The 20,629-nt window shown below is 61.3% G+C and carries 18 protein-coding genes and 3 pseudogenes; 13 read left to right on the top strand and 8 right to left on the bottom strand.

Going from position 1 to position 20,629, the window contains the following annotated elements:
- Positions 1–2 precede the first annotated feature (2 nt).
- Both tnpB and RVM26_RS13790 read right to left on the bottom strand, forming a co-directional pair.
- On the bottom strand, positions 3–359 hold the full coding sequence (tnpB, locus tag RVM26_RS13795; RefSeq protein WP_443589284.1) for an IS66 family insertion sequence element accessory protein TnpB: 357 nt from the start codon (positions 357–359) through the stop codon (positions 3–5).
- Positions 356–565 carry a hypothetical protein gene (locus RVM26_RS13790; RefSeq protein WP_443589282.1) on the bottom strand — a complete coding sequence of 70 codons (210 nt, stop codon included), beginning with the start codon at positions 563–565 and terminating at the stop codon, positions 356–358. The genes tnpB and RVM26_RS13790 overlap by 4 nt, the downstream gene beginning before the upstream one ends.
- Positions 566–655: 90 nt before the next feature.
- Between RVM26_RS13790 and RVM26_RS13785 the strand changes: the two are divergent.
- The 5 genes and pseudogenes from RVM26_RS13785 to RVM26_RS13765 form a co-directional block, all read left to right on the top strand.
- Positions 656–1,096 (top strand): annotated as a pseudogene (locus RVM26_RS13785) (hydantoinase/oxoprolinase N-terminal domain-containing protein); the annotation flags it as partial.
- A complete protein-coding gene (locus RVM26_RS13780) occupies positions 1,085–2,617 on the top strand; it encodes a hydantoinase/oxoprolinase family protein (protein WP_498941765.1) in 1,533 nt (510 codons plus the stop codon). The pseudogene RVM26_RS13785 and the gene RVM26_RS13780, both read left to right, overlap by 12 nt.
- Positions 2,614–4,587, top strand: coding sequence for a hydantoinase B/oxoprolinase family protein (locus RVM26_RS13775; RefSeq protein WP_218313925.1), 1,974 nt, complete (start codon positions 2,614–2,616; stop codon positions 4,585–4,587). The genes RVM26_RS13780 and RVM26_RS13775 overlap by 4 nt, the downstream gene beginning before the upstream one ends.
- Positions 4,588–4,697: 110 nt before the next feature.
- Complete coding sequence (locus tag RVM26_RS13770; protein ID WP_218313924.1) at positions 4,698–5,666, top strand: helix-turn-helix domain-containing protein; 969 nt, start codon at positions 4,698–4,700, stop codon at positions 5,664–5,666.
- A 102-nt stretch (positions 5,667–5,768) separates the two neighbouring features.
- Positions 5,769–6,071: a cupin domain-containing protein gene (locus RVM26_RS13765; RefSeq protein WP_218313923.1), complete on the top strand. Its 303-nt coding sequence runs from the start codon at positions 5,769–5,771 to the stop codon at positions 6,069–6,071.
- 269 nt (positions 6,072–6,340) lie between these two features.
- Here RVM26_RS13765 and RVM26_RS13760 read toward each other — a convergent pair.
- A pseudogene (locus tag RVM26_RS13760) lies at positions 6,341–6,598 on the bottom strand (IS5/IS1182 family transposase); the annotation flags it as partial.
- Positions 6,599–6,622: 24 nt separating this feature from the next.
- Here RVM26_RS13760 and RVM26_RS13755 point away from each other — a divergent pair.
- Positions 6,623–7,273 (top strand): annotated as a pseudogene (locus RVM26_RS13755) (aspartate aminotransferase family protein); the annotation flags it as partial.
- A 65-nt stretch (positions 7,274–7,338) separates the two neighbouring features.
- Here RVM26_RS13755 and RVM26_RS13750 read toward each other — a convergent pair.
- The 3 genes from RVM26_RS13750 to RVM26_RS13740 form a co-directional block, all read right to left on the bottom strand.
- Positions 7,339–7,644, bottom strand: a complete 306-nt coding sequence (locus RVM26_RS13750; RefSeq protein WP_218313922.1) for an ArsR/SmtB family transcription factor — start codon at positions 7,642–7,644, stop codon at positions 7,339–7,341.
- Between the two features lie 136 nt (positions 7,645–7,780).
- On the bottom strand, positions 7,781–8,764 hold the full coding sequence (locus RVM26_RS13745; protein ID WP_498939214.1) for an LLM class oxidoreductase: 984 nt from the start codon (positions 8,762–8,764) through the stop codon (positions 7,781–7,783).
- Between the two features lie 66 nt (positions 8,765–8,830).
- Complete coding sequence (locus RVM26_RS13740) at positions 8,831–9,955, bottom strand: alkene reductase (RefSeq protein WP_498939212.1); 1,125 nt, start codon at positions 9,953–9,955, stop codon at positions 8,831–8,833.
- 578 nt (positions 9,956–10,533) lie between these two features.
- Between RVM26_RS13740 and hmuQ the strand changes: the two genes are divergently transcribed.
- On the top strand, positions 10,534–10,836 hold the full coding sequence (gene hmuQ / locus RVM26_RS13735) for a heme-degrading protein HmuQ (RefSeq protein WP_016915196.1): 303 nt from the start codon (positions 10,534–10,536) through the stop codon (positions 10,834–10,836).
- Positions 10,837–10,865: 29 nt separating this feature from the next.
- Here hmuQ and menA read toward each other — a convergent pair whose 3' ends face one another.
- Positions 10,866–11,792, bottom strand: coding sequence for a 1,4-dihydroxy-2-naphthoate octaprenyltransferase (gene menA / locus RVM26_RS13730; protein ID WP_058578109.1), 927 nt, complete (start codon positions 11,790–11,792; stop codon positions 10,866–10,868).
- 187 nt (positions 11,793–11,979) lie between these two features.
- On the opposite strand from menA, the gene RVM26_RS13725 reads away from it, so the two are divergent.
- From RVM26_RS13725 to menH, 4 genes are read left to right on the top strand one after another with little or no spacing between them, the layout of a single operon-like run.
- Positions 11,980–12,462, top strand: a complete 483-nt coding sequence (locus RVM26_RS13725) for a DoxX family membrane protein (protein ID WP_058578110.1) — start codon at positions 11,980–11,982, stop codon at positions 12,460–12,462.
- 6 nt (positions 12,463–12,468) lie between these two features.
- On the top strand, positions 12,469–13,830 hold the full coding sequence (locus RVM26_RS13720) for an isochorismate synthase (protein WP_498939209.1): 1,362 nt from the start codon (positions 12,469–12,471) through the stop codon (positions 13,828–13,830).
- Between the two features lie 4 nt (positions 13,831–13,834).
- Complete coding sequence (gene menD, locus RVM26_RS13715) at positions 13,835–15,538, top strand: 2-succinyl-5-enolpyruvyl-6-hydroxy-3-cyclohexene-1-carboxylate synthase (RefSeq protein ID WP_498939207.1); 1,704 nt, start codon at positions 13,835–13,837, stop codon at positions 15,536–15,538.
- The gene (gene menH, locus RVM26_RS13710) at positions 15,528–16,313 is read left to right on the top strand and encodes a 2-succinyl-6-hydroxy-2,4-cyclohexadiene-1-carboxylate synthase (protein ID WP_498939205.1); all 786 of its coding nucleotides are present in this window, start codon (positions 15,528–15,530) and stop codon (positions 16,311–16,313) included. The genes menD and menH overlap by 11 nt, the downstream gene beginning before the upstream one ends.
- Positions 16,314–16,352: 39 nt before the next feature.
- Here menH and RVM26_RS13705 read toward each other — a convergent pair whose 3' ends face one another.
- Positions 16,353–17,822 (bottom strand): anion permease, encoded by a 1,470-nt coding sequence (locus RVM26_RS13705; RefSeq protein ID WP_498939203.1) that lies wholly within the window; start codon positions 17,820–17,822, stop codon positions 16,353–16,355.
- A 263-nt stretch (positions 17,823–18,085) separates the two neighbouring features.
- Between RVM26_RS13705 and frdA the strand changes: the two genes are divergently transcribed.
- Both frdA and RVM26_RS13695 read left to right on the top strand, forming a co-directional pair.
- On the top strand, positions 18,086–19,873 hold the full coding sequence (frdA, locus tag RVM26_RS13700) for a fumarate reductase (quinol) flavoprotein subunit (RefSeq protein WP_096923386.1): 1,788 nt from the start codon (positions 18,086–18,088) through the stop codon (positions 19,871–19,873).
- Entirely contained in the window at positions 19,870–20,604 is a 735-nt protein-coding gene (locus tag RVM26_RS13695) for a succinate dehydrogenase/fumarate reductase iron-sulfur subunit (RefSeq protein WP_463005015.1), read from the top strand. The genes frdA and RVM26_RS13695 overlap by 4 nt, the downstream gene beginning before the upstream one ends.
- The last annotated feature ends 25 nt before the right edge of the window (positions 20,605–20,629 follow it).

Genomic DNA, 20,629 nt, shown 5'->3' with positions numbered 1-20,629 from the left:
AATCAGCCAACCGACTGAAAATCCAGGGCCTTATGGGGGCGCATGGCGCTGAGGTCATAGCCATCCAGAAGCCAGTTCAGCTCCTGGCCCGAGAGCGTGACAGTGTCGCTCTCCAGGCTGTCCGGCCACTTGAAGCGCTCCCGCTCCAGGCGCTTGTACCAGACCACGAATCCGTTACGCTCCCAGAACAGCAGCTTCACCTTGTCGCGCTGGCGGTTGCCGAACACGAAGACCGCCTCCTCGAAGGGGTTGAGCTCCATGGCCTCCTGAACCAACAGGGCCAGTCCATCGATCTGCTTGCGCATGTCGACGGGCTCGCGGCACAGATAGACCCGCAGCCGGGTATCCGGCCGGATCATCGCACCACCTCCACCGCAACAAAACGCGCCGGGCGATGACGCGGTGGCACAACAACACCTTGCACGGCCAGACGCTTTTCCCAGGTCATGAGAGCCGCCAGGTCCAGTCTTTGCTCCACCGCATATTCACTTAACGCCAGCTGCCGGGATGAGGCATGGAACAAATGGCCCAGCCAGAAGGCCTGTGTCGAGGTCAGGTCGGTCATGGTGTCCTCCTTGGAATCGGGTGACACTAGTCTGACGCGTGCTACTCAGCTGTAGAAGATGGGGTTGGTGGAGCGCTTACGGCGTTTCGGGTTACCAAGGTTCCTTCGACGCCAAATAACCCCATGCAAGCGGTTATTAATGGTGTAAAAAGAGGCGAGATCGAGTTATCGAATGTCGATCTGTTCTTTCATGGCACCACGGTGGCCACCAATGCCCTGATTACCCGACGCTTCCCCAAGGCATCTCTGGTCACCACCAAGGGGTTTCGCGATGTGATCGAAATCCGCGATGGCACCAAGGACAACCTGTGGGACGCCTACGCTGATGTCAGCGGGCCTTACATTCGCCGCCGTGACCGCTTTGAAGTCACCGAGCGGGTCGATTACGCCGGCGAGATAGTGACCCCGCTGGATGAAGACGAAGCCCGCGCTCTGGCGCGCAAGTTAAAACGTCGCGGCACCACCACCATCGCCGTCTGCTTTATGAACTCTTACGCTAACGCCAAGAACGAGCAGCGTATGCGCGAGATCCTCGAAGAGGAACTGCCGGAGGCCAACGTCTCGACCTCTTCCGAGATCCTGCCGGAGATCTTTGAGCACGACCGCTTCAATACTGCCGTGGCCAATACGGTGTTGGGGCCGCTGGTGTCTGATTACGTCAAGCAGCTTGATGATGAGCTCAGTGCCGGTGGCTACGCCAATGATCTCTTGCTGCTGCACTCCGGGGGCGGCTCCATGACCCCGGCCATGGCCAAGCATTTTCCGGTTCGTTTGGCAGCGTCAGGGATTGCCGCCGGGGCCATTGCAGCCAAACATATCGCCGAGCAGTGTGGCTATCAGAATGCCGTTGGGCTGGATATGGGCGGTACCTCCACGGATATCTCGCTGATCCATGACGGCGAATTACGCGTGACCAAACAGTGGGGGGTGGAATATGGTCACCCGATTGTCTTCCCGAGTATTGAAGTACTGACCATTGGCGCTGGAGGTGGCTCGCTGGCGCATATTGATATTGCCGGTGCCTTGCGCAACGGGCCGCAATCGGCAGGGGCGGACCCTGGGCCAGCCTGTTATGAACGCGGTGGGGAAGAGCCGACCAATACCGATGCTAACCTGGCGCTCAACCGTTTGGGTACAAGCCTTGCCGGTGGTGCACTGGAACTCAACCGAGAGCAGGCTTCCTCGGTGATCCGCTCGAAAATCGGCGAGCCGCTGGCGCTTGAAACCGCCGATGCCGCCCAGGCCATCCTCAAAGTGGCCAATGCCAACATGGCCGACGCCGTGCGTCTGGTATCCATTCGCCGTGGGCTGGACCCGCGCGACTTTGCCCTGATCGCCTTTGGCGGTGCCGGTGCCCTGCACGGGGCGGATGTGGCCAGGGAGCTTGGCATTCCTACCGTGATTGTGCCGCCCAACCCTGGTGTTACTTCCGCCATGGGGTGTCTGCTGGTGGATATTCAGCATGATCTGTCGATGATGTATACCGCATCCGCCGCAGATGCCGACAACGCCGATCTTGAAAAGCAGTTCCGTGGCCTGGAAGCCGAGGCTGCAGAGCGCCTGCGCCATGAAGGTGTTGCCGATGAGGATGTGGTACTACAGCGCGGTATTTCAATGCGTTACCAGGGCCAGTGGCGTTCTTTGCAGGTGTCGATGAACACCCACGCCGATTTTCTCAAAGATGCCGTGGAAACCTTCCATCAGGAACACGAGCGTCAGTTCTCTTTCCGTCAGGACAAACAGCCGGTCGAGATCTATCAGCTGCACCTGCGTGCCGTAGGCAAGACGCCTAAGCCTTCCTTTGCGCCGTTTGAAAAGGTGGCCAATGCCAGCGCCGAGCCAGGTGCCCGTCGGGAGGTGTTCTTTGATGGCCAATGGCACGACACCCCTGTCTATGTGCGCGATACCCTGGTGCCTGGCGTGGAGCTGTCCGGGCCGGCGATCATCGACCAGCTCGACTCCACCACCGTCGTGCCGCCCAACACCCGGGCATCCATTGATGAGTGGAAAAATATTCGGATCCAGATTCTCGATAAAGGAGCGTACGCATGAACTCGCCCAATACCTATAATTCAGGCACCCTTGATCCGGTCACCTTTGAAGTATTGAAAAACGCCTTTGCCACCAGCGTTGACCTGATGAGCGAGCAGATTCTGCGGACCTGCTACTCTTTTGTTATCTATTCGCGGGATTTTTCCTCGGCACTGTGCGATGCCAAGGGCAATACGGTCATGCAGGGCAGCGGCGACATTGCCGTGCACGTGGGTACCCTGCATTTCCAGTGTAAGGCGGTGCTGGAAGAGTTTGCCGGTGACATTCAGCCGGGGGATGTGTTTGCCATCAACGACCCCTACCGGGGCGGTACCCACCTGAACGATGTCAGCTTTATCCGGCCCATTTTCATTGATGACGAGATTATCGGCTTTGCCCAGAACAAGGGGCATTGGGCGGATATCGGCGGCAACGTGCCGGGGTCGTTTGATGTCAATGCCAGCACCCACTTCAGCGAAGGGCTGCGGATCACACCGGTTCGTGTATGGCAGCAGGGCTGCTTCCTGCATGATGTGGCCCAGCTGCTTGTCTCCAACACGCGTGCCCCCGCCCAGGCCATGGGCGACCTGCAGGCCCAGGCCGAGGCCACCGCCGTGTGTGAGCGGGAAATCCTGCGTCTGGTGGAAAAGTACTCCAAAGCCACCGTGGTGGCCGCCATGCAGGAGACCCAGGGTTATGTGGAACGCATTGTCCTGAAAAGCCTGGCGGACATGCCCAAAGGCGAATGGGAAACCGTCGATTATATTGATGCTGACCCGGCCCTTGGGGAAGGGATGGTACCCATTCGCATCAAGCTCAAGCTGGATGGCAATGGCATCCACTATGACCTGACCGGCTCGGCAGCCGCAGTCTCGACCTTCCTGAACTCCGGTTACGGCACCACCCACTCGGCGATCTACGCGGGCACCAAGACCTTCTTCCCGGATGTGCCGCTCAACTCCGGCTTCTACCGGGCGGTCACCGCGAATATTGGCGAAGAGGGCAGTGTGGTCAATGCCGGCTGGCCCCATGCGGTAACCGGTTTCTGTTCCGGCCCCTATGAAAAGATCATGAACGGCATCTTCGAGCTCTGGAGTGGTATCATGCCGGAGCGGGCCATGGCCTGTGCCTTCAATCTGGAGTACCTGTTGATTGGCGGTAACGACGGGCGCACCGACACCACCAGCTACTTTATGTGGTACGACTGGATGGCCGGTGGCTGGGGCGGGCGTCACAGCAAGGACGGCTCCTCCGCGACATCTCCGGTGTTCGGCACCGGCCTTGCCGTGCAGCCGGTGGAAGGCCAGGAGCGCCTTAACCCAGTGCTGACCATGTGCCATGAAATCAGCATGGATTCCGGCGGGCCGGGGCGCTTCCGCGGTGGCTGCGGCGTGCAAAAGGGCGGCGTGCTGACGCAGGTCGATAAGACGGTCATGAGCTATTGCTGTGACCGGGGCCGCTCAGTGACCTGGGGCATCAATGGTGGCTTGCCGTCCGTCCCTCATGGGGTCTGGGTCAACAAAGGCACGCCCCAGGAAAAATACCTGGGTGCAACCTTCTCTAACGTGCCCATTTATTCCGGCGATACTTTCACCCGGCCTTCAGCCGGTGGTGGCGGCTTCGGTGACCCGCTTGAGCGCCTGCCGGAGGAGGTGTTGGAAGACGTGATTGACGGCTATGTCTCGGTGGCGCGTGCCGCGCTTGATTACGGGGTGGTGATTCAGGTCCACGACCCGGATATCGATGACTACCGTATTGATGATGACGCCACTCGCCAAACGCGCGACAGTATTCGCCGCGAGCGTCGCCAATGGCTCAAGACACCGCCTGAGCAGGTCGCCCAGCAGTATCGTGATGGCGGGCTCGACGTGTTGGATGTGATTCGCCGTTACGGTGTGGTGCTCGACTGGGGTACCGGCGAGCTGTTGGAAAAATCCACCGGCCAATACCGTGAGTCTCTGCGTCAGCGCTCATCTGATCATTGGGGGTAAGGGGGCCTTGGCCGCAGCCAAAAACACATAGGTGAACATACAGTGAGCATAAAGCGCTCTGCCACCTGTGGCGGCAGGGCTGCTTCTGATGTGGTGAAGAGGCAATGATAATGAACAATGCCATCCTCGATAACAGTCAGTCCAGTGCCATGTTATCGTATGATTCCCAGCAGCGCTGGACACAACTGGTGTCTCAGACCTATTTTCCGTTAACCCTCAACTACGGCCACGCCCAGGCTCCGTTTCAGGGCTCCCTAAAGGTCTGGAAGGCCGAGGGCAGTGATTTCTCGCTGTCGCGGCTGTGTTCCTACAAGGCCGAATACTCCCGCAGCCAGTCGCAGATCGCCCAGGATGACCATGCCTCTTTTCTGGTCACCATTCCGCTGCGCACCCAGGTGTTCTTTTCCCAGCATGGGCGCAGCCTGGATTGCCCGCCGGGGCACTTCATCGTCGAACAGGGGGATGCCCCCTACCGCTTTGGCTATGAAGACCCCAACGATATGTGGGTATTCAAGATTCCAAGTCAGGCGATGAATCACCGTATCCGCCGCCCGGAACGTTATTCGCAGCACTGTTTTTCCGCCCAGAAAGGTATTGGCTGCGCCTTTGTCGAGTTTCTGATGATCTGCTCTCAGCGCGTGAATGAATGCAGTTCAGATGATCAGAACCGCCTGTTCGAACAGGCATTAAGCATGCTGTCGCTGGTGTTGGAGCAGGATGAGCGCGTCCTCAATAGCGACCAGTCGCATCTGAAAACAGCCCATCTGATGCGGATTGAACGCTATATATCCGCCCATCTCGGTGATCCGGAGTTAACGCCCGCCCGTATTGCCGCCTTCTGCGGTATTTCGCTAAGGTATTTGCATAAACTGTTTTCCGGATCGGGCTATACCGTGCGAGAGTGGGTCAAAGTGCAACGCCTTGAAGCGGCGCATCGCGACTTGGCTGCTTCCCCCCAAGGGGTCAACATCGGTGAGATTGCCTATCGCTGGGGGTTTTCCGAACAGGCCCAGTTCTGCCGTGCCTTCAAGCAGCACTTTGGTATCTCCGCCAGTGAACTGCGAAATGACAGCGCATGATTTCCCGGATTTTCAATGGATTTCTTTTGGCTCGCTGATATCGATATGTTTCTCTCAGAACGTTTCTCTGAATGCGTTTCTTTCAATACATAGAAGTGAAAAATGGCAAGATCACAAGCCAGCAGCTACCAGCAAATTGATAACGATCAGGTGATTGTGACCCGTTGGGATTTTCCGCCTGGCGCGGAAACCGGCTGGCATACCCATGCCCATGACTATGTGATTATTCCCCTGCATGATGGTCAGATGTTGCTGGAAACCCCGGAAGGTAACCGTGAAGTCGCTCTACAAGCCGGTGTCTGCTACAACCGGGTGGAAGGCACCGAACACAATGTGATCAACAATGGTGATACCGCCTTTTCGTTCATTGAGGTTGAGCTAAAACAGCGATGCGCGAAGCGATAGGGGTGATTCCTTATGTTGCCTTTATTCAGCCCCGTTATTTCACTCCCCTTATTCAGCAGCATTCATCCGTAGTGGCATAGTGAATTTGGCCACCTAATTGGAGGTGCTAATATGCAACAATACATCACACTAAGGAACCGCTGATCAATTCGTCTCTAAGCGGCTGAAACGCTCATAATGGCGCTTTCACTGCATCAGCGGTCGCTTTCTGACCAGCGAAGGTGGTCTGTTTCCCCTGCCAGCCGGATTATCCGGCTGGCAGGGCAGATTCAAGACGCACTGGCCCTGTCAACGCGTCCTTCGCATCGTGCCGCCAGCACCAGATTGGCCAGCCCCTTGTAGCGCACCTTCCGGTAGCCGAAGAGGTTTTTGATCACATGAAACGGATGCTCGACCTTGGCACCGATGCTGGCCTTCGCCTTCTCGATCTTGAGCAGCAGCGCTTTCATCGGACTGTCGTCCATCTTCTTGATGGCGCCACGCTTGGCGGCAACACAGCACCGGGAATCCGGGGCATCCTTTTCTTCCCCCAGATGCTTCCACATGCCGGGGTTCAGGGCGAAGGCGGTTTCTACATCGCCTCACCGGACTACCTGAAAGCCCTGCGAGCGCTATGTGACGAGCACGGCATTCTGCTGATCGCCGACGAAGTGCAGTCCGGTTTTGCCCGTACCGGCAAGTTGTTTGCGCTGGAGCATAGCGGCATCGAAGCGGATATTCTCACCACCGCCAAGAGCCTAGCCAACGGCATGCCGCTCTCTGCCGTGGTCGGCACCGCCAATGTCATGGATGCCTCCGGCCCCAACTCCCTGGGCGGCACCTACAGCGGCAACCCGCTCTCCTGCGCGGCGGCCCTGGCGGTGATCGAAGCCATCGAAGAAGAGAACATCCTGGCCCGCAGCGAACAGATGGGCAACATGCTGGCCGAACGCTTCGCCGCCTGGGAAGAACGCTTCCCCGCCGTCGCCCACGGCCGCCAGCTCGGCGCCATGGCCGCGTTCGAACTGCTTAACCGCGATGGCAAGCCCGACCCACAGCTCACCGCCGCACTCTGCGCCAAAGCCCGCGAGAAAGGCCTGATCCTCCTTTCCTGCGGCTTCTACGGCAACAGTATCCGCATCCTGGTGCCGCTGACGGTGTCGTCTGCAGTGCTGGAGGAAGGGTTGAGTATTATTGAGCAGTCGTTGGATGCGCTGAGCTAATAGCGTTGAGGTAGGACTGAGCCTGCCCATCGTCAGTCAAAACACATGACCATTTCAGACCATCCCTATATTCTTTCTTTCAGCGCCTTGAGGAAGGCATCGATATTCTCATCGTGGCGCTTGTAGTAGGTCCAAGGGCCGATCCGCTGCGATGTCACCAATTGCGCTCGCTGTAGAGCTGCGAGATAAAGCGATGTCGTTGACTGAGAGAGGCCCGTGCGCTCTTGGATGATACTGACGCACACGCCTACCGTTTCCGGATCGACCTCCTGCTCGGGAAAGTTCGTCCTGGGATCCTTGAGCCAATTGAGGATGGCAAGGCGCGTCGGGTTCGCCAATGCTTTCAGGGCTTCGTTGACGTCAATAGTCATGAATTTTTTATACCTACTCTTTTCCGCTATCTGGATATCTTCCTGATTCACGCAGCAAATTGGAAGGCTTCACCATGATCTCCGCGCCTGCCCTTCGCAGTGATGGGCAGGCTTGGAGTGGAATCCTATTGCCCTGTCAGGTAGGGCTATCGGGCACCTGCGCGCCGAATTTAGGGACGATATGTTTGCCAAGTTCCTCGATAACCTCTGCTGCGGGGCGCTTACCATACTTGAGGTTCAGGATGACGTGATCTACACCGATTTCCTGAAGTGTATCCAGCAAGGCCAGAAGGTAGTTACGTCCCAGCCGGAATCCTAGATGGATAGGCGAGGGTGGTGTGGATGGGTGTTCGTCCAGGTCGATATACAGCGATTGCAAGAACGGCTTGTAGATAGTGCCACATTGTTTAGCCGTTTCCTGTCGCCAATCTTCCACGATGAGTCGCTGCATTTTTGGCGGACGTGGATAGTTGATCCATCCATGGCTTTCACGGGCGATCCAATCGAGCGACTGGCGGCTATGTCCGGTTACGAATAGCGGTATTTCCCGAGTCGTAGGTTTGGGAACGAGATCGGCCCCCAGTAACTCGCCGTGACTCCAGCGAATGGGCTCGAAGTGTGTTCGATGGGCTTGGCGTATCACATTGAGGTTTTCTTGAAAGGTCTCGCCACGCTTTTCTGGATCAACGCTGAATGCGGGAAACTCCACGGGACGATCGCCAGAGGCTACTCCCAGGAGCAAACGACCTCCGCTCAACTGATCAATGCTCGCTGCGGCCTTTGCCGTGTGCAAGGGATTACGCAACGTAAGGGCGATGGAGGCGGTGCCTAGTGCGATTTCTGTTGTATGGGCTGCGATGTAGCCCAGATACACCCAAGGGTCGAAAACCTGGCCGACATCGCCGAAGCTTGGGTCCCTGAGCGGGACGTCGCGAAACCAGAGCGCCGAAAAACCAAGTGCCTCTACACGTTTGGCCAGCGCGACCTGATCCAGCATGCTCGGTGTATCACCCTGGAAAGCCTCCAGGGGAAAGAACAGCCCAAGGCTTAGATGCCCCTGCCTGAAGGTCCGTTTGAATCCCCTATGCTCTTGGTAGGGAGTCGTGCTCGGTTGGTACATGCTTAACTTCCTCGGTCAGCAAACGCTGAGCCACGCCCCTGAGTTATGGGGCGTGGCTCTGAGCGCTTAGGGTGTGTAAGTAGGATAGTCGGTGTAGCCCTTATCGGTACCGCCGTACATGCTGCTTGGATCAACTGGGTTAAGCGGCCAGTTGTTGGCGATACGCGCGGGCAGGTCGGGGTTCGCAATGAAGGGGCGGCCAAAAGCGATCAGGTCGCCCCAGCCAGCTTTTATCACGCGATTTGCTCGTTCAGCGGTGTACCTGCCGGCATAGATAATCTTGCCGCTGAAGGTCTTACGAACAGCTTCCCGGAACGTCTCAGGCAGCTCGGGTGCGTTTTCCCAATCGGCTTCGGCGAGCGACAGGTAGGCAATGCCCACTTCCTCGAGGATCTTCACTGCCTCGATGTAGGTTTGATGAGGGTCTTCTTCGACCAGACCAAGGTAGACGCGCTCTTCGTCTGTGGTCGCGAACAGCGGGGCGAAGCGAACGCCAACGCGCTCCTTACCGACCACACCAGCAACGGCGAGGGTGATTTCGCGCAGGAAGCGAAGACGGTTCTGCAGCGAACCGCCATATTCATCATCACGCTGGTTGGTATGGGCCGAAATGAACTGGTTTACCAGGTACCCGTTCGCGCAGTGAAGCTCCACCCCGTCAAAACCTGCCTCCAGAGCATTTCGGGCTGCTTGGGCGTAGAGCTCAACCAGTTCCTTTACCTCTTCGGTGGACAGCGCTCGTGGGGTCGATGGGTCGGTCAGTGTACCCGTGCCGGGGCCAGTTTCGATGAACACCTTGACGTTGTCCGCGCGGATGGCTGATGGCGCGATGGGCGCTTCACCACCGGGTTGCAGCGATGTGTGCGACACGCGACCCACATGCCAAAGTTGAGCAAAGATCACACCCCCTTCGGCGTGAACGGCGTCGGTGACCTTACGCCAGCCTTCAATCTGCTCGGTGCTGTGAATGCCAGGAGTCCAGGCGTAGCCCTGTCCACGAGGCTCGATCTGGGTGCCTTCGGTCACCATGAAGCCAGCACCGCTGCGCTGGCGGTAATAGGTGGCCATGAGATCGTTCGGAATGTTGCCAGGCTGGGAGCTGCGCGAACGGGTCAGCGGTGGCAAAACGATTCGGTTCTTGAGGGTGTATGGGCCCAGCTGAGTGGTTTTGAAAAGTTCTGATTGTGTCATTTCGTTTACCTGCATATCTAAAATAGTCGATGTTGGAGGTCAAAAACCATGGCCGACGAGGTCAGAAGAACCCGAGCGGAGCAGGTCACGGATCGTGGGTAGACTATTCGCGATATTCATATATGTCAATATATGTATGTCACGGCCGGTTTCGCGAGCCCAGTTCACTTGTGAATCACTTCTCCAGCACTACTTGACTTAGTTGTGTAAGCCGTTGTTTCTTCACGCTCATTCACAGCGATCATTTTTTGCACTTCTCGCTAAAGACCACGCCACACGCGGCTCGCGGAAGGTTACCAAGCGCTCACCAACACTGTTATGCACAGCGCTCGGGGATAACTGTGGAAAGTGAAAATCTGTGGATAACTCTGTGCACAACCGGTTTACAGGGTGGGGGCGAGCTGTGCGTGATCGTGAATGCGCAAATCACGTTTGAACCAAGCGACCTGAAGGGGGGCCTGAGCCATGAGCCGTAACGCCTGTTCGTCGCAATCTATTCGTGATGAACCGAAGACGTTACCATCAAGCCAGCGTTGGCGTAATCACTCTATCTACTCCCGATCAACAGGAGAGTCTCGATGTACATTGCCATGAACCGTTTTCGGATTGCCCCAGGCCGCGAAGAGGATTTTCTGGAGGTGTGGCGCAACCGCGATTCCCACCTGGAGGAAGTGCCGGGCTTCAAGGAGTTTCACATGCTGCAGGGCGAAAGCCAGGAAGAGCACACCGTGTTCATCTCCCACAGCGTGTGGGAATCCGAAGAGGCCTTCCGCGCCTGGACCAAGTCAGAGGCTTTCCGCAAGGCCCACGCCAATGCCAAATCGCCGGAAGGCATTTATCTCGGCCCGCCCAAATTCGAAGGCTATGAGGTCGTGCTGTAAGGCCCTTGACCCCAAGCCCCAGGGCGCCGTCAGGCAAGCGCCAGCCCCATCGCGAGCAGCAGGCTGTAAACCAGCGTGGAAAGCGCGGTTTTCTTGAGCATGCCCGTTAGCTGCTCGCCATCCTCGGTGCGGCTGAGCGTGCGCCCGGCGTCGTAGAGCGGCTTGGCCACCACCAGGCAGCTCCAGCCCACCCAGGGCACGGGCAGCCACAGCAGATACCCCAGCGTCAGCAGCAGGGCGGTGCCCAGTAGCGCCCAGTGGTAGAGAACGGCCCGCCGTTTGCCCAGCCTCACGGCCAGCGTCATCTTGCCGTGGCGGGCATCGCTGTGGATGTCGCGCACGTTGTTGACGTTGAGCACGGCGGTGGCCAGCAAGCCGCACACGGCGGCGGGCAGTATGGCCAGCCCGCTCAGGCTCTGGGTATGCAAGTAGAGGGTGCCCAGCACGCCCAGCAGCCCAAAAAACACGAATACCGCCACGTCCCCCAGCCCACGATAGCCATACGGCTTGCCGCCCAGCCCCACGGTGTAAGTGATGGCCGCCAGCAAGGACGCAGCCCCCAGCAGCACGAACACCAGCCAGCTGCGCAGGTCGCTGCCAAAAGCGACGAACAGCAGCGACAACCCCGCTATGGCCGCCGCTAGCCCGGTGAGCAGCATACCCCGGCGCATGGCGTCTGGGGTCAATAGCCCGCTGGCCACCGCCCGCACGGGGCCGGTGCGGCTAGCATCGTCCACCCCCGACTGGGCATCGCCATAATCGTTGGCCAGGTTGGAAAGCACCTGCAGCAGAATGGCCGTGAGCAGCGACAGCAGCAGCACCCCACCCTGAAAGCCACCCGCCTGCGCCGCCATGCCCGAACCCAGCAGGATCGAGGCGCAGGCCAACGGCAGGGTGCGTAGCCGTGCGGCGAGCAGCCAGGCATGGAGTGGGCGGTGTGGGGTGGTGTGTTCCATGGTGAGCATTCCTGTTGCAGTCGCTGAACTGGTCAGCGTGGCCGGTCGGTGTAGCCATCGGGTAGAGTAAACATTCGGCTCTGTATCATTAATGGCAAAACCACGACCTGGGTCAAAAAAGAGGTATCCGTCCTGACGCACACTGGGGGGCTTCCCCCTGACAGTGAACGTGGCAGGAGTCTACGCGATGATCGGCGAGTTTTTCAGACAAAACAAATATGCTGCCTTGGTTTGGCTACTGTTGAGGCTGTACCTGGGCATTACCTGGCTGACCCTGGGCATCGGCAAGATGACCGGTGGCTTCAATGCCGAAGGGTTTTTGCGCAACGCCGTGGCTAACCCGGTCATGCGCGAAGGCAGTATGGTCTACCCCAACTACGTGGCGTTTCTGGAGCATGTCGCGCTGCCGTATGTCGATGTGATCAACGTAATGATCCCGCTGGGAGAAGTGCTGGTGGGGCTGGGCCTGATCGTGGGCGTGTTGACTTGCTATGCCGCTTTCTTCGCCATTGTCATGAACATGTCGTTCTTGATGGCGGGTACGGTGTCCACCAACCCCTGGATGATCGCCCTGAGCTTTTTCCTGCTGGTGGCCGGTGCCAACGCCGGGCACTATGGTGGCGACCGCTGGGTGCTACCCTATATCAGGCATCGGTTATTAGGGAAGTAGTTTGCTATGCAGGTGATCCAGGCCGCGAAGGCGCTGGCAGCACAGCTGTCGGCGCTGGACCTTTTGGCATGCCGGGGTACGCAGAGCCTGAGCGTGCCCTGCGAGGTGGAGGATTTGGTGGGGTGGTTGAACGCACAGTGCGTGACGCCCCGCCTTTATTGGCAGCCGCGCGAGGCCTCGGCGGCGGGCTATGCCGTGCTGGGCGAGGCGCGGGCGTTTGACTCTCTGGTGGCGCTGCAGGTCGATATGCAGCGTCAGGCGCAGGGGCAGGCACAATCCCAGGCCCAAGCCCAGCCCCAGCCCGCCAGCGGCTCGCCCGACTATTTCGGCGGGGTGGCCTTCGATGCTCAGGCGGCGGGTTGGCCCGGGTTTGGTGACTGCCGCTTCATACTGCCCCGTGTGCTGCTCAAGCGTCAGCAGGGGCGGTGCACGCTTTCCGTGAACCTGCACTTCGATGACCGCCCGCCCGCCGAAGAGCTGGCCACCGCCCAGGCGTGTCTGGCGGCCATCGTCCCGGAACAGCCGCTGCCCCCGGTGGCCCATGGCAGCTACCAGCGGTGTGATACGCCCACTCGGCCGGAGTGGGCCCGCTGGGTGTCGCAGGTGACCCAGCCCGAACGGCTGCAGCAGCTTCCCAAAGTGGTGCTTTCCCGAGAAACCTGCCTGACCGCCGAGCGCGTGCCCAGCCCCTGGGCCTTGCTGGGGCGCTGGCAGGCCGAGGCGCGGCACTGCTTTCATTTCGGGGTGCAGTGGGCGCCCGGTACGGCGCTGATTGGCTGCTCCCCCGAACGGCTCTACCGCCGCCAGGGCCAGCAGCTGATCACGGAGGCACTGGCCGGTACGACCCGGCGGGGGCGTGACACGGCGCAGGATGAAGCGCTCGCCGGAGCGCTGCTGGCCGATAAAAAGAACGGCCTGGAAAACCAGTGCGTGTACCAGCAGCTGTTGACCCAGCTGGAGCCGCTGGCCCAGAGTCTGGAGATGGGCGAGGCCCACGTGGTGCCGCTGCGGTCCGTGCAGCATATTCGCCGCGAAATTCATGCCGAGCTGCACCCCTTCATCACCGACCAGCAGCTGCTCAGCGTGCTGCCGCCCACGCCCGCCGTCGGCGGCACCCCGCGGGCGGCGGCGCTGGACAGAATCCGCGAGCTGGAGCGCCACGCCAGGGGCTGGTACGCCGGTGCCTTTGGCCGCGTGGGGCATGGCTCCAGCGAGCTGGCGGTGTCGATTCGCTGTGCCCATGTCAGCGATACGGCGATCCGCCTGTACGCGGGGGCGGGTATCGTGGCAGGGTCGCAGGCCGACGACGAGTGGCACGAGCTAGATGCCAAGATTGCCGATATTCTCTCGCTGCTGGGAATGGGATAAGCCGATGCATTACGCCACCTTTAACCACGTTTGGGCGTCGCTGCTGTTGGAAGAGCTGTACCGCTGGGGGCTGCGCGAGGTAGTCGTGGCGCCGGGCTCGCGCTCCACCCCGCTGACCATGGCGGCCAGCGAGCACGCCGGGCTGCGCTGCCATACTCACTTCGACGAGCGCGGGCTGGGGTTCATGGCGCTGGGCCTGGCCCGAGGCGCCCAGCAGCCGGTGGCGGTGATCACCACGTCCGGCACGGCGGTGGCCAACCTTTATCCGGCCGTGGTGGAAGCCGCGCTGCTGGGCGTGCCGCTGGTGATTCTGTCTGCCGACCGGCCCATCGAGCTGCTGGATAACGGCAGTAACCAGGCCATCGACCAGCGGGATATCTTCGCCCGCCACACGGTGGCGCACCACGACTTGCCGACCCCCAACCGCGAGATTCCCGCCGCCTATTTGCTCAGCACGATCGACCAGGCCATGGCGCGGCAGCACCGCCTGCCGGGCCCGGTGCACTTCAACTGCCGCTACCGCGAACCGCTCTACCCTTCCGGCCCGCCCGTGGAGGCCAGCGACTACCTGGTGCCGCTTTCGCGCTGGCAGCACAGCGATGCCCCTTGGAGCGCCTGGCAAACCGCTCCTGCCGCCTTGCCGGTGGCATGGCCCGCCGCCTTCACCCGGCAGCGCGGGGTAATCGTGGTGGGGCGCATCGATGACCCCCAGCAGGCGGCCCCCATTGCGGCCCTGGCCGAGCAGCTGGGCTGGCCGCTGTTGGCCGACCTGCAAAGCCAGCTGCATGGCGACCCGCGCCACCTGGTGCACATGGACCTGGCCCTTCAGGACCCACAGGTCAGCGCCGAGTTGGGCCGCGCCAACGTGCTGCTGCAGTTTGGCGGCAGGCTGATTTCCAAGCGCCTGACCCAGATGATTGCAAGCCACCCCTGGCAGCAGGCGTGGCTGGTCGACCCGTTACCCCAGCGCCTGGACCCGGACTTCACCCTTACCCAGCGGCTGGTGTGCACGCCCGCCGAGGCCATCGCCACGCTGCCCGCCGGGCCTGCCCAGCCCCCCTGGCATACCCTGGCGTACCTTCAGCAGCGCACCCGCCAGGGCATCGAATGCTATACGGCGGAGTTTTCCGAGCTGGGGGTGTGTCATCAGGTGGCGCAACTGGCCAGAGGGGCGCTGTTCGTGGGCAACAGCCTGCCCGCCCGGCTGATGAACATGCTGGGCTCGACCCGTTCGACGCCGCTGCGGGTGATGGCCAATCGCGGGGCGTCGGGCATCGATGGGCTGCTGGCCTCTGCGTATGGGCTGGCCTGCACGACCGATGAACCCACCACGGTGATTCTGGGCGACACCAGCGCGCTTCACGACCTCAACAGCCTGGCGCTGCTGGCCAGGGCCAAAGCGCCGCTGGTCGTGGTGGTGCTGAATAACGATGGCGGTAGCATTTTCCACATGCTGCCGGTGCCGGACGAAGGCGACCTGCTGGAGCGCTACTATCGCCAACCCCACGGGCTCGCGTTCGAGCATGCGGCGCGCATGTTTCACCTGAACTATGCCGCACCGACCACGCTGGCGGCGTTTGGCGAGGCCTACACCCAGGCGCTGGAAGCCGGGGTGACGCTGATCGAGGTCACGGTGCCCCATCAGCAGGCCACCGATGCGCTGCAGGCTTTGGGCGCGTGGCTCCGGGAGGCAGCCCATGCATCCTGACCCTTCGCTGCCCTTTACGCTGGTAATGCTGCACGGCCTGCTGGGCGATAGGGACGATTGGCAGGCGCTTGGCGAGGCGCTGGAACACGCGCAGCCAGGCGTGCGCTGCCTGGCGCTGAACCTGCCGGGGCATGGGCAGCCCACCACGCCTGCAGTAGGCTCTTTTGCGGATTTTCATGACTGGCTCAGCGGCACGCTGGTCGAGGCGGGCGTGGGGCGTTATGGCCTGCTGGGCTACTCCCTGGGTGGCCGACTGGCGCTCTATCATGCCAGCCAGCGGCCCGCCGGTTTGGAGGCGCTGTGGTTGGAGAGCGCGCACCCCGGGCTGGCCGCGCCAGAGCGAGAAGCGCGCCGCGCCCACGATGAGCACTGGGCGCAGCGTTTTGAGCAGTCGCCGCTGGCCGACGTGCTGACAGCATGGTACCAGCAGCCGGTGTTTGCCGATTTGACGGCCTCACAGCGCCAGCGTCAGATTCAGTGCCGGTTGGCCAACCATGGCCCCGCCGTGGCGCACATGCTGCGGGCCACCTCGTTGGGTCGGCAGCCCTCTCTCTGGCAGTGGCTGGCCGAGACCGACCTGCCCGTGGGCTATTTCTCCGGCCTGCGGGACCATAAGTTCAACACCTTGGCCAATCGCCTGACGCAGCACGCGCCACGCCTGCGCCACTGGGCGCTGCCGGGCGGCCATAACCTGCATGTGGAACACCCCAAGGCCATGGCAGGGCACTTGTCACAGCAACTGGCACAGCACTTGGCACAGACGCTGCCGCGCTGAGGCGCGGCAAGCGTATGGTGCACTGAGTCAGTACATGGCTCACTGAATCAGCAGTAGCCAAGGCAGACCAATGGCTAGCCAGGCCACCAGGAACAGCAGTCCGAAGATGGCCCCCAGGCGCCAGTACAGCGCGCTGGGCAAGTAGCCGCTGCCGTAATACACCGGGCTGGGGCCGGTGCCATAAGGGGTCAGAATGCCCATGAAACCCAGGGTGGGCAGCAACAGCAGAATGAACAGCTGCATGTCCAGCCCCGCAATGCCTGAAGCTGCCGCCAGCATGACCGGCAGTAGAGCAGTTACGTGGGCGGTGATGCTGGCGAAGAAGTAGTGCAGAACGTAGAAGATGACCACCAGGGCGACCATGGCCACCAGCGGGTCGAAGTGGCTGATCTGCCCACCCACCAGGTTGCCGAACCAGCCCACGAAGCCTACCTGGCTCAAGCCGCCCGCCAGAGCCACCAGGGTGGCAAACCACACGAAGGTGTTCCAGGCAGCGCGGTTATCGAGAATGTCGTTCCAGCTCACCATGCCGGTCAGTAGCATGCCGCAGATGACCACCAGTCCCACCAGTGACGCCGATACCCGGTCGCCAGCGAAGATCCACAGCAGCAGCGCGGTGACCACCATGATGACCAGCACGATTTCGTGGCGGGTCAGTGGGCCCAGGTTCTGCAGCTCCCCTTTCGCCCAGTCGGAGATCTCATGCCCGGCCTTTACCTCCGGGGCGCACAGCCAGTAGCACAGCAGCGGCACCAACAGCAGCAGAAGGAGCCCCACCGGCACCACCGCCACGAACCACTGCCCCCAACTGATATGGATGCCCGTGGCGCTTTCAGTGAGCGCGATGGCCAGCAGGTTCGGTGCCAGGGCGGTGAGAAACATCGAGCTGGTCACGCAGGTGGCCGCAATGGCGGTCCACATCAGGAAGCTGCCCATGCGCTTCATGCTGGGGTCGTTGGGGTGCGAGTCGTACAGCGGCGGCAGGTTACGAATGACCGGATAGATGGTGCCTGCGCTGCGCGCCGTATTGGAGGGCGTAAAGGGGGCCAGAATGCCATCGGCGATCATCACCGCGTAGCCCAGGGTCAGCGTGCGCTTGCCCATGGCATGCACTAGCCACAGCGAGATCCGCCGCCCCAGCCCGGTCTTTTCATACCCCAGGGCAAACATGAAGGCACCGAAAATCAGCCAGACGGTGGAGTTAGTGAACCCCGAGATCGCCCAGGCGAAGGCCTGGTTGGCGGCGTTGAAGCCGTCGTTGGCCAGCTGCTCTGGGGAAAACAGTGCCCAGCGGGAAAGCAGCGCTACCAAGGTGACGCCGACCAGCCCGATGACCGCGCCGGGCAAGGGTTCCAGAATCAGGCCGACCACGCAGCCCATGAAGATGGCGAAGAAGTACCAGGCATGGGGCGGTAGCCCGGCCGGGGTAGGCAGCAGGGCGATCACCAGCGTGGTGGCCAGTGGCGCGAGCAGCGGCCAGCGAGAGCGGAGCGAAGCGCTAAGGTTCATGACGACCTCTCGATAAGTTATCGGCAAGCCGTAGCGCCTTGCCTGAGTGAGCACAGCAGAGATGAGGTTCAGCGTGGTGTTTCACGGGTGTCAGGGAAAGCATAGGCAAGGCAAGTCGCGGTTTATTTGATCTATATCAATCATGCTTTAGATCAACGCCGAGGGCCTGTCGGGCTGTGATAACGTCGCTTCATCAGCAGGGCGGCAGGCCGTGCGCAGGCCGGAATCGCGTCATGAGTAGTGCAGCCGCACAAGGGGGTGCCATGCAGCAGCAGGATGTGGATATCGTCATCGTCGGCGGTGGGGGCGCGGGCCTGCGGGCCGCCATCGCGGCCGCCGAGCAGGCCAAACAGGGCGGTCACGCGCAGCGCATTGCGCTGGTGTCCAAGGTGTATCCCATGCGCTCCCACACGGTGGCGGCCGAAGGGGGCGCGGCGGCGGTGACCAGTGACGAGGACTCGTTTCAGGCGCACTTCGACGACACGGTTTCCGGGGGCGACTGGCTGGTGGAGCAGGGCGTGGTGGACTACTTCGTGCGCCACGCCTACCAGGAGCTGGTGCAGATGGAGCGCTGGGGCTGCCCCTGGAGCCGCCAGCCCGATGGCCGCATACAGGTGCGCCGCTTTGGCGGCATGAAAACCGCGCGCACCTGGTTTGCTGCCGACAAGACCGGCTTCCATATGCTGCACACGCTGTTTCAGACCTCGCTGAAATACCCCGAGATCGAACGCTTCGACGAGTACTTCGTACTGGACCTGGCCGTGCACGAAGGGGCCGTGGTGGGCGTCATTGCTCTGCAGGTCGCCACGGGTGAGCTGCTGCTGTTGCGTGCCAAGGCAGTGGTGTTGGCCACCGGCGGGGCCGGGCGGCTGTTTCGCTTCAACACCAATGCGGGCATCGTCACCGGTGACGGCATGGCCATGGCCTACCGCCACGGCGTGGCGCTGCGCGACATGGAGTTCGTGCAGTACCACCCCACCGGCCTGCCCGGCTCGGGCATCCTGATCACCGAAGCGTGCCGGGGGGAAGGCGGTATTCTGCTCAACAAGGAGGGGTACCGCTACCTCCAGGACTACGGCCTGGGGCCGGAAACACCCCTGGGCAAGCCGGAAAACAAGTACATGGAGCTGGGCCCTCGGGACAAGCTCTCCCAGGCGTTCTGGCAGGAGCAGCAGGCCGGGCGTACCGGCAAGTTTGGCGACAGCGACGTGGTCTATCTCGACCTTCGCCACCTGGGCGCCGACTATCTGCATGAGCGCCTGCCGTTCATCTGCGAGCTGGCCAAATCCTATATCAACGTCGACCCCGTCAAGGAGCCGATCCCGATTCGGCCTGCGGTGCACTACACCATGGGCGGCATCGAAACCGATCCCCAGTGCGAAACGACCATTGCGGGGCTGTACGCCGCCGGGGAGTGTGCCTCGGTAGGTCTGCATGGGGCCAACCGGCTGGGCTCCAACTCGCTGACCGAGCTGCTGGTTTTTGGCCGTTTGGCCGGGGAGCAGGCCAGCCAGCGGGCTGCCCGCACCGACTGGGTGGCGCTGCCGGTCTTGCAGGCGCAGGCCCAGCGGCAGCAGGCGCGGCTGGCCACGCTCTGCGATGGCCAGGGCAGCGGTGAATCCTGGGTGACGCTCAAGCACGCCATGGTGCAGGCCATGGAGAGCGGCTGCGGCATTTACCGCACCGAAGCAGGCATGCAGCAGGCGTTGGATACCCTTCGCCAGCTGCGCCAGCGCTATGCCCAGGTGCGAGTCAGTGACACCAGCAAGATATTCAATACCGAGCTGCTGGAGTGTCTGGAGTTTGGCTACGGGCTAGAGATCGCCGAGGCGTCGTGCCTGGCCGCGTTGGAGCGTCGCGAATCCCGGGGTGCCCACCAGCGTCTGGACGAGGGCCTGCAGGCCCGCGACGACGTGGGCTATCTCAAGCATAGCCAGGTGTTTTACCAGGGTGATGCGCCCGCCGAGCTGCGCTGGCAGGCGGTGGATACCCGCTTTTCGGCCCCGGCCGCGCGGGTTTACGGGGATGCGGCCAAGGGAGGCAAGGCATGAACAAGCACATCAGTATCAAGCGTTACCTGCCCGACAGCGCAGCGGAACCCTACTGGCAAACCTACGACGTTGCGGTGGAGGACAGCACCTCGCTTCTCGACGCGTTGAACCATATCAAGGAGCAGCAGGACAGCACGCTGAGCTACCGCTGGTCTTGCCGAATGGCGATTTGTGGCTCCTGCGGCGTCATGGTCAACGGCATTCCCAAGCTGGGTTGTAAAACCTTCCTGCGCGACTACCCTGACGAGATTCGTATCGAGCCGCTGGCGCACTTTCCCGTGCAGCGGGACCTGGTCGTGGATATGGCGCTGTTCCTGGAGCACCTGGCGGCGGTGAAGCCCTACCTGATCGAACAGGACCCGGTGCAGACCTTCGACCCCGGCGAGGCGCAGCCCCACACACAAACGCCTGAACAGCTGGCGCGCTATCGGCAGTTTGCCAACTGCATCAACTGTGGCCTGTGCTATTCGGCGTGCCCGCAGTTTGGTTTGAACCCGGAGTTTCTGGGGCCTGCGGCGCTAACCCTGGCACACCGTTACAACCTGGATAGCCGGGACCAGGGCAAACGCCAGCGCATGGCGCAGCTCAACCGCCATGATGGGGTCTGGAGCTGTACCTTCGTGGGCTTCTGCTCGCAGGTATGCCCCAAGCACGTCGACCCGGCCGCTGCGGTCAACCAGGGCAAGGTCGAGGCCGCCAAACATACGCTGATCGCGCTGTTCAAGGGCTGATTGGCCAGAACGAACCGTCGGGAGA

This window comes from Halomonas sp. KM072 (genome assembly GCF_050710315.1).
In the GTDB taxonomy this organism is placed as follows: domain Bacteria; phylum Pseudomonadota; class Gammaproteobacteria; order Pseudomonadales; family Halomonadaceae; genus Vreelandella; species Vreelandella hamiltonii.
This window is presented reverse-complemented; position numbering and strand designations above follow the sequence as displayed.

Excerpts from the sequence above, each read along its gene's own strand:
- RVM26_RS13780 (WP_498941765.1), top strand. The coding sequence starts at position 1,085 with ATGCGCGAGATCCTCGAAGAGGAACTGCCGGAGGCCAACGTCTCGACC.
- RVM26_RS13770 (WP_218313924.1), top strand. The coding sequence starts at position 4,698 with ATGAACAATGCCATCCTCGATAACAGTCAGTCCAGTGCCATGTTATCG.
- menA (WP_058578109.1), bottom strand. The coding sequence starts at position 11,792 with ATGGAACACACCACCCCACACCGCCCACTCCATGCCTGGCTGCTCGCC.
- RVM26_RS13725 (WP_058578110.1), top strand. The coding sequence starts at position 11,980 with ATGATCGGCGAGTTTTTCAGACAAAACAAATATGCTGCCTTGGTTTGG.
- RVM26_RS13750 (WP_218313922.1), bottom strand. The coding sequence starts at position 7,644 with ATGACTATTGACGTCAACGAAGCCCTGAAAGCATTGGCGAACCCGACG.
- RVM26_RS13775 (WP_218313925.1), top strand. The coding sequence starts at position 2,614 with ATGAACTCGCCCAATACCTATAATTCAGGCACCCTTGATCCGGTCACC.
- hmuQ (WP_016915196.1), top strand. The coding sequence starts at position 10,534 with ATGTACATTGCCATGAACCGTTTTCGGATTGCCCCAGGCCGCGAAGAG.
- RVM26_RS13695 (WP_463005015.1), top strand. The coding sequence starts at position 19,870 with ATGAACAAGCACATCAGTATCAAGCGTTACCTGCCCGACAGCGCAGCG.
- RVM26_RS13745 (WP_498939214.1), bottom strand. The coding sequence starts at position 8,764 with ATGTACCAACCGAGCACGACTCCCTACCAAGAGCATAGGGGATTCAAA.
- menD (WP_498939207.1), top strand. The coding sequence starts at position 13,835 with ATGCATTACGCCACCTTTAACCACGTTTGGGCGTCGCTGCTGTTGGAA.
- frdA (WP_096923386.1), top strand. The coding sequence starts at position 18,086 with ATGCAGCAGCAGGATGTGGATATCGTCATCGTCGGCGGTGGGGGCGCG.
- RVM26_RS13765 (WP_218313923.1), top strand. The coding sequence starts at position 5,769 with ATGGCAAGATCACAAGCCAGCAGCTACCAGCAAATTGATAACGATCAG.
- RVM26_RS13740 (WP_498939212.1), bottom strand. The coding sequence starts at position 9,955 with ATGACACAATCAGAACTTTTCAAAACCACTCAGCTGGGCCCATACACC.
- RVM26_RS13720 (WP_498939209.1), top strand. The coding sequence starts at position 12,469 with ATGCAGGTGATCCAGGCCGCGAAGGCGCTGGCAGCACAGCTGTCGGCG.
- tnpB (WP_443589284.1), bottom strand. The coding sequence starts at position 359 with ATGATCCGGCCGGATACCCGGCTGCGGGTCTATCTGTGCCGCGAGCCC.
- menH (WP_498939205.1), top strand. The coding sequence starts at position 15,528 with ATGCATCCTGACCCTTCGCTGCCCTTTACGCTGGTAATGCTGCACGGC.
- RVM26_RS13790 (WP_443589282.1), bottom strand. The coding sequence starts at position 565 with ATGACCGACCTGACCTCGACACAGGCCTTCTGGCTGGGCCATTTGTTC.
- RVM26_RS13705 (WP_498939203.1), bottom strand. The coding sequence starts at position 17,822 with ATGAACCTTAGCGCTTCGCTCCGCTCTCGCTGGCCGCTGCTCGCGCCA.